We start from the raw sequence: 7,428 nt of genomic DNA, 5'->3' as shown, positions 1-7,428 counted from the left end.
CGAGGACGCCGCGTATCCGAAGCGGCGTCAGGACACCAACGTGTGGAGGTACTTGACCGTCGCCCGGTCGGCCGGCAGCAGCGTCTCGATGGCCAGCTCGGCGACGGTCACGTCCATCGGCGTGTTGAAGGTGGAGATGGACGAGATGAAGGACAGGGTCCGGCCCTCGTGCTCGATCTGCATCGGCAGCGCGAAGTACGGCACCGGCTCGGCCGGCTCCCCGCCCGGCGCGCTGTCCGGCACCGGATACGCCGCCACCTCCTCGTACAGCGCCCGCAGCGGCTCCGAGCGGTGCAGGGCGATCTGCCGCTCCATCTGCTCCAGCAGGTGCCCGCGCCACTCGCGCAGGTTGCGGATGCGCGGCGCCAGACCCTCCGGGTGCAGGGTCAGCCGCATCGCGTTCAGCGGCGGCTCGAGCAGATGCTCCGCTACGCCGTCCATCAGCATCAGGATGCCCCGGTTGGCGGCGAGCACCTGGTACGTCGCGTCCACGACCAGCGCCGGATACGGCTCGTAACCCCGGATCAGCCGCTCCATGCCCTCACGCAGGGCGTCCAGCGCCGGGTCGTCCAACGGCGTCTCCGGATAGTGCGGGGCGTAACCCGCCGCGAGCAGCAGCGCGTTGCGCTCCCGCACGGGGACGTCCAGGTGCTCGGCGAGCCGCAGCACCATCTCCTCGCTCGGCCGCGAGCGGCCCGTCTCGATGAAGCTGACGTGCCGGGCGGAGGAGTCGGCCCGCAGCGCCAGTTCCAGCTGGCTGACCCGCCGCCGCTCCCGCCAGGCCCGCAGCAGCGGGCCCACGCCCTGGGCGGTGGGGGCGGTGGGGGACACGAGTGCGGTCATACTCCGAACGGTAGCCGACGGCCGTCGGCGCCGGGCCCCGGTCGGCGCTCCGGACCGTGCCCTGGTCGGCGCTCCCGACCGGGGCCCGGACGGCGCTCCTGACCAGAGCTCGGGTGTCCGCCCTGTGGCAGGCTGGAGAGGCAAACCGCCGCCCAGGACAGGAGCGCAGTCCATGCCCGTCGAACCGCTGTCGCGGAAGGAGATCGAGGAGCGGCTGGCCGAGCTGCCGGGCTGGTCCCTCGACGACGGCCGCCTCTCCCGTTCCTACCGCCTCGCCTCGCACTTCGCGGCGACCGCGATGGTCGTCCACATCGCCCAGGTGCAGGAGGAACTCGACCACCACTCCGACCTGACCCTCGGGTACAACACGGTCTCCCTGGCCGTGCACACCCACAGCGCGGGCGGTGCCGTCACCGAGAAGGACGTCGAGCTCGCCCGCAGGGTGGAGGACCTGGCCGCAGGCCATGCGGCACACTGACGGGTGTGCTCGACTACGACAAGGAAGCGGAACGGTACGACGCCTCCCGCGGCGGCGAACCCCGTGCCGAGGCCGCGGCGCGGGCCGTACTGAGCCTCGTACCCCGGCAGGCGCGCAGCCTGCTCGACGTCGCCTGCGGCACCGGCATCGTCCCCCGGCGCTTCGCCGCCGCCCGGGAGGGCATGCGCGTGACCGGCGCCGACCTCGCGCCCGCCATGACCCGCTACGCCGCCGCCCGGCTGCCCGGCGCCGTCGTGCTGGCCGACAGCCGCCGACTTCCCTTCCGCGACGGGGAGTTCGACGCGGTCAGCAGCGTGTGGCTGCTGCATCTCGCGGGCGGTGACGAGAACGTGCGGGCGATCGTCGGCGAGTGCGCACGCGTCCTGCGGCCCGGCGGGGTGTACGTGACCACGGTCGACAAGGGCGCCTCGCACAACGTGGGCAGCGACATCGACGCGGTGCTCGCCTCCCGCCCGCCGAGCACCGCGCACGACGCCGCCGGACTCGTCGAGTCGTACGCCCGCGCACACGGCCTGGTCCCGGCGGGGCAGGCCCGCTTCACCGGCCACGGGCAGGGCCGCAGCCCTCGTCGTACCGTCGCCGACCTGCGGCGCGGCTGGTTCGTCACGCTGCCGCCGGGCGACCCGCGCGCCGAGCACTTCGCCACCCGGCTCGCGGCCCTCCCCGACCAGGACCGGCCGCGCCCCGACCCGGTCTTCACCCTCAGGGCGTTCGCGAAACCGTAGGAGGCCCCGGGCAACCCGTGGGCCAAGGGCGGCAACCCCGCCGCCCCCGGCGGCGACCCAGAGACGGAATCCATCCGTCCTCCAGGAGGTTCGTCCCGTGAGGCACCCCCACAAGCACCGCAGACGCCCGCTGGCCCTGGGCGCGGCCCTCGCCGCCGCGGGTCTCGTCGCCACCGCTCTGACGACTCTCACCCCCGACACCGCCGAAGCCGCCACCGCCCGGCAGGTCGAGGCCCTCGACCGGGGCGTGGTCAGCGTCCACACCGGCGGCGGCAACCTGGTCAGCTGGCGCTGGCTGGGCACCGACCCGGACAACGTCTCGTTCAACGTCTACCGGGCGGGGACCAAGGTCAACGCCGCCCCGGTCACCGGCTCCACCACCTACTTCCACTCGGGCGCCCCCTCCCACGCCGACTACACCGTCCGCGCGGTCGTGAACGGCACCGAACAGGGCGACTCGGTCCACGCGATCCAGTTCCGGGCCGGCTACAAGGACGTGCCGATCTCCCCTCCCGCCGGCGGGACGACCCCCGACGGGGTCTCCTACACCTACGAGGCCAACGACGCCTCCGTCGGTGACCTCGACGGGGACGGCGCCCTGGACATCGTCCTCAAGTGGCAGCCGACCAACGCCAAGGACAACTCCCAGTCCGGTTACACGGGCAACACGATCGTCGACGGCGTCAAGCTCGACGGCACCCGGCTGTGGCGCGTCGACCTGGGCCGCAACATCCGCTCCGGCGCCCACTACACGCAGTTCCAGGTCTACGACTACGACGGCGACGGCCAGGCCGAGGTCGCCATGAAGACCGCCGACGGCACGCGGGACGGCACCGGCGCGGTCATCGGCAGTTCCTCGGCCGACCACCGCAACTCGTCCGGCTACATCCTGTCCGGTCCCGAGTACCTCACCATGTTCAACGGGCGGACCGGCAAGGCGATGGGCACCGTCGACTACGTCCCCGCCCGGGGCAACGTCTCCTCGTGGGGCGACTCCTACGGCAACCGTGTCGACCGCTTCCTGGCCGGCACGGCGTACCTGGACGGCTCCCGCCCCTCCCTGATCATGGCGCGCGGCTACTACACGCGCTCGGTGATCGCCGCCTGGGACTGGCGCGGCGGCTCCTTCACCCGCCGCTGGACCTTCGACACCAGCTCCTCCACCAACGCCGGCAAGGGCTACGACGGCCAGGGCAACCACCAGCTGTCCGTCGCCGACGTCGACGGTGACGGCAGGGACGAGATCGTCTACGGCGCGATGGCCGTCGACGACAACGGCCGTGCCCTGTGGACCACGAGGAACGGCCACGGCGACGCCATGCACGTCGGCGACCTCGACCCGTCCCGCGCGGGCCTGGAGGAGTTCAAGGTCGACGAGGACAGCTCGAAGCCGTCGTCGTGGATGGCGGACGCGCGCACGGGCCAGATCATCTGGGCCACCGGCGCGAGCGGCGACAACGGGCGTGGAGTCTCCGCCGACATCTGGTCCGGCAGCGCGGGCGCCGAGTCCTGGTCGTCAGCCGAGAGCGGCATCCGCGACCCGAAGGGCACGGTCGTCGGCAGCCGCAAGCCCTCCAGCGCCAACTTCGTGTCCTGGTGGGACGGCGACCCCGTCCGCGAACTCCTCGACGGCACCCGCGTCGACAAGTACGGCACCTCCGGCGACACCCGCCTCCTCACCGGCTCCGGCGTCGCGTCCAACAACGGCACCAAGGCCACACCGGTCCTCGCCGGCGACATCCTCGGCGACTGGCGCGAGGAGGTCGTCTGGCGCAGCACCAACAACACTGCCCTGCGCATCTACTCCACCCCGCACGACACGGACACCCGCATCACGACCCTGCTCCACGACACCCAGTACCGCACGGCCCTGGCCTGGCAGAACACCGCCTACAACCAGCCTCCGCACCCGAGTTTCTTCATCGGCGCCGGAATGGCCACGGCGCCCAGGCCGACGGTGTACACGCCCTGATCCACGTCCGCCCCTTCAGGCGGCCTCGTCCACCGGCGGGGGCTTCCCGCCGGTGACCACCGCCCTGACCCACCTCTGCGTCAGCCGCGTCCGCGACGCGAGCACCTCCACCGGTACGCCCCGCCGGTGCGCGGCGCGCAGAGCGGCGTTCCGCCAGTGTTCGAGTCTTCTCTTCGCGGCCTTGTCCGTGACCGTCCGATGCAGCAGCACCGCCAGTCCGAGCAGCAGCCGCCCTGCCGGCCCCTCCCAGGTACGTGCCACGCAGCGCCCCCTGTCCTCGCACCACTCCCACTGACACAACGGTCGAAGAGGCGCGGCGCGGCCACAAGGGCGTGAAACGGGCGCACTGGACACCGAGAGGACGGGCGGCGGAGGACGCACGGCGGCACGCGCCCTCACACGCGACGACCGGGCGGCTCCTGTGTGGGAGGAGCCGCCCGGCCCGGTACGCGGAGAGCGGGGGACTATTCGAGTAGCTCCGCGTACGAGCCCATGGCGAGGGCTATGTCCGCCTGGGCCCAGAACCGGTGGTACGTGAACGTGGGCGCGGCGCCGCCCGCGAGATAGCTCTCGATCTTCGACCAGGCCGGGTCGTCCTGGTAGAAGGAGCGGATCGAGGAGAAGGTCGACGACGCGTCGATCGTGTCGCCGTTCGGCATGGTCCCGGTCCAGCCGTTCGGCACGTGCACCGGGTCGTCGAAGCGGTTGTAGTCGGCGCGGGTCTCCGGGACGGCGATGCCGAGCGCGGTCTGGTTGTTCTCCCACATGCCGTCGAGCAGCGCCTTGGCGGTCTCGGCCGCCTCCGTGTCGCCCGAGCGGTCGGCGTAGTACGTCAGGGTCTTGGCGTACGCCGCCGCCACGCCGACGTCGTTGGTGTAGTCCGAGACGGTGACGTGCAGTTCGCTGTTGTCACCCGGCGAGGAGGCGTTCCAGGTGTCCGGCTGGCCCGACCACCGCAGCGTCGAGGGGATCCGGAAGCTGCCGTCCGGGTTGACCGTCGTCTCCGACAGCGCCCAGTCGACCCACTTGTCCAGGACCTCCTTCGCGTCGGCGTCGCCGCTCTGCTGGTAGTACTCGGCGACCCGCTCCATGGACCACGCCTGGAAGCCGAACCACTGGTTGGACGGCGGGTCGTGGTACACCGGCTTCTCGTCGTAGTACATGCCGTAGAAGGTCGGCGTACCGGCCGGCGGTGTCGCGTACCGGCCCGCCCAGCTGTTGGTCGCGCCGCCCGCGATGGCGCCCTCGTCGGACTGGAGCCAGCGGTAGAACTCCACCTGCCGGTCGAGGGACTTGGCCCAGTCGGAGGCGCCCGTGGCCGACTTGGGCTTCAGGTCGTCGTAGGTGCTCAGCGCGTAGGCCGCCAGCGGGTTCTGGTAGCCGCCGTGGGTGTGGCTGGAGCCGATGCGCCAGGCCCAGCCCGCCGAGGTGTCCACGGCGCCGCCCCAGGCGTAGTACCAGGACAGCAGGTAGTGCGACGAGTCCTTGCCCGTGCCGGCCGGGCAGCTGGTCGGCCCCACGCAGTTGCCGACCTTCTTGAAGTACTTGTCGAACATGGCGTAGCGCAGGTAGTCGCCCATCTTGGCGGCCTTGTCGAGGGTGCCGGCGATCTCGTCGCCCTTGCCCTGCTCCTCGGCCCACTTGTCCGCCCAGTACGCGGCCTGCACGGCGCGCGCGTCGGCGTCCGGGGCGTTGGTGAACTTCCACTGCTTGGCGTAGGACGCGTCACCGGTGAACAGGTCCAGGTAGCCGTTCGGACCGCCGTACTTGAACGCGTCGCAGGTCGGCTGCGGCACCGTCTCCCACACCGACTCCTGTGCGCCGCGCTGGAAGGTGTTGATGTAGGAGGGGCCGGTGTCCGACGGGCCCGCCTCGCACTTGCCGGGCGAGTTGCCGTAGCCGTAGGTGTTGTCGACGTCCTGGAGCCAGTGCATGCCGTAGACGTCGTCCGTGCCGTACGCCGACTTCAGCTCGGCGGCGATCGGGTCGGGGCCGACGGAGACCGCGCCGTCCAGGGGCGCCGGGTACTCCTCCGGCGTGTCCAGCTCGGGTGCGTAGGTCGCCGGTTTCGAGGCGTTGTAGGCCGAGTTGGTCGGCTGGTCGGCGTGCGTGGGGATCATGTACGTCTCCATGATCTCCCATGCGTTGTTGAACCGGGTCCAGTCGCCGGTCACCTTGCCGTACATGGCCTGCAGCCACAGCAGGTAGCTGTACGCCTCGGAGGTGGTCTCGTGCCCGTGGTCCGGCGCCTCGACGATCAGCGTCTCCACCGAGTGGTACGGGATGCCCTCAGGCGAGAAGTAGCCGTTCGCCGGGTCGGTGATCTTCCCGTACAGCTGCAGGAAGCGGGCGTCGTAGTCCTTGGCGGCGGCCAGCTGGGTCACGTTGACCGTGGCCTTGCCGTGGCCGGGGGCCGTGGACTCGAAGACCGCCGAGCCGGTGCCGGAGGCGTCGGCCGTCACGGTCACCCGCTGGGCGGTGGCCCAGTTCGACGGGGTGAAGGTGAGGGCCGCCCCGCCGGTGACGGTCAGGCCGGTGTTGCCGCTGGTGCGGGCCGTCGTGACGGCCACGTTCGCGGTCGGCTGCTTGGAGAGCTTGACCTCGTACGTCCCCGACTCGCCTTGCTGGACACCCAGTTGGGCGGGTGCCGCCACCACGGTCGGTCCCGAGGCGACCGTGATGCCGACCGGTGTGGAGTCCGCGGAGGCGCCCATGCTGTCGTAGGCCTTGGCCACCAGTGAATGACTGCCCACGGTCAAGCCGGAGGCGGAGTACGCGTAGGGCGAGCTGGTGTCGGTGGCCAGCAGCCTGGTGTCGTCGTAGAACTCCACCTTGCTGATCGTGGCGCCGTCGGCCGCTGCCGCCGTGGCCGCCAGCGGGACCGCCTCGCCCTGCGAGTACACCGCGCCCGCCTCCGGGCTGGTCAGCACGGTGATCGGCGGCTGGTGCGCGCCGAGGCAGGCGGTGCCGTTGATCGCGAAGTTCGTCGGCGCGGCGTTGGTGCCGCTGTACGTGAACTGCCCACCGGTGGAGACGGCGGCCCCGGCGGCGATCCGCGCGTTGTACGAGGCGTTCTGCACGGTGACGGTCCGGCCCGACTGGGACCAGGTGCCGTTCCAGCCGTTGGTCAGCCTCTGGTTGCCCGCGTAGTCGTATGTGAGCGTCCAGCCGTCGATGGCGTCGCCGCCGCGGTTGGTGAGTGTCAGCTCCGCGGTGAAGCCCGCGCCCCAGTCGTTGGTCCGGTAGTCCACGCTGCACTGAAGTGCCGCGGCCTGGGCGGGTGTCGAGCCGGTGGTCATCATCGCGAGAGGCAGCGCGAGGGCCGCCAGCGCGGCCGTCCACAGCCGCCGCGCGGTGCGGCGACCGGGTCTGTGTCGGGGATGCATGGT

At 71.6% G+C, this 7,428-nt stretch carries 6 protein-coding genes; 3 read left to right on the top strand and 3 right to left on the bottom strand.

The features are described from left to right. Window positions 1-27: 27 nt before the first annotated feature. Complete coding sequence (locus tag ACIQ6R_RS23540) at window positions 28-843, bottom strand: helix-turn-helix domain-containing protein (protein ID WP_404223161.1); 816 nt, start codon at window positions 841-843, stop codon at window positions 28-30. Between the two features lie 172 nt (window positions 844-1,015). Here ACIQ6R_RS23540 and ACIQ6R_RS23535 point away from each other — a divergent pair, with 172 nt between their 5' ends. From ACIQ6R_RS23535 to ACIQ6R_RS23525, 3 genes are all read left to right on the top strand, one after another. Then, window positions 1,016-1,321 (top strand): 4a-hydroxytetrahydrobiopterin dehydratase, encoded by a 306-nt coding sequence (locus ACIQ6R_RS23535; protein ID WP_404223160.1) that lies wholly within the window; start codon window positions 1,016-1,018, stop codon window positions 1,319-1,321. 5 nt (window positions 1,322-1,326) lie between these two features. Then, window positions 1,327-2,067, top strand: coding sequence for a class I SAM-dependent methyltransferase (locus tag ACIQ6R_RS23530; protein WP_404223159.1), 741 nt, complete (start codon window positions 1,327-1,329; stop codon window positions 2,065-2,067). A 97-nt stretch (window positions 2,068-2,164) separates the two neighbouring features. Further along, complete coding sequence (locus ACIQ6R_RS23525; RefSeq protein ID WP_404223158.1) at window positions 2,165-4,039, top strand: rhamnogalacturonan lyase; 1,875 nt, start codon at window positions 2,165-2,167, stop codon at window positions 4,037-4,039. Between the two features lie 15 nt (window positions 4,040-4,054). Here ACIQ6R_RS23525 and ACIQ6R_RS23520 read toward each other — a convergent pair whose 3' ends face one another. Both ACIQ6R_RS23520 and ACIQ6R_RS23515 read right to left on the bottom strand, forming a co-directional pair. Then, window positions 4,055-4,300 carry a hypothetical protein gene (locus ACIQ6R_RS23520; protein WP_404171271.1) on the bottom strand — a complete coding sequence of 82 codons (246 nt, stop codon included), beginning with the start codon at window positions 4,298-4,300 and terminating at the stop codon, window positions 4,055-4,057. Between the two features lie 203 nt (window positions 4,301-4,503). Continuing rightward, window positions 4,504-7,425 (bottom strand): glycoside hydrolase family 48 protein, encoded by a 2,922-nt coding sequence (locus ACIQ6R_RS23515; protein ID WP_404223157.1) that lies wholly within the window; start codon window positions 7,423-7,425, stop codon window positions 4,504-4,506. Window positions 7,426-7,428: the final 3 nt, after the last annotated feature.

This window comes from Streptomyces sp. NPDC096048, assembly GCF_044763415.1.
GTDB lineage: Bacteria > Actinomycetota > Actinomycetes > Streptomycetales > Streptomycetaceae > Streptomyces.
This window is presented reverse-complemented; position numbering and strand designations above follow the sequence as displayed.

Coding starts and splice junctions, on each gene's coding strand:
- ACIQ6R_RS23540 (WP_404223161.1), bottom strand. CDS start 843: ATGACCGCACTCGTGTCCCCCACCGCCCCCACCGCCCAGGGCGTGGGC.
- ACIQ6R_RS23515 (WP_404223157.1), bottom strand. CDS start 7,425: ATGCATCCCCGACACAGACCCGGTCGCCGCACCGCGCGGCGGCTGTGG.
- ACIQ6R_RS23535 (WP_404223160.1), top strand. CDS start 1,016: ATGCCCGTCGAACCGCTGTCGCGGAAGGAGATCGAGGAGCGGCTGGCC.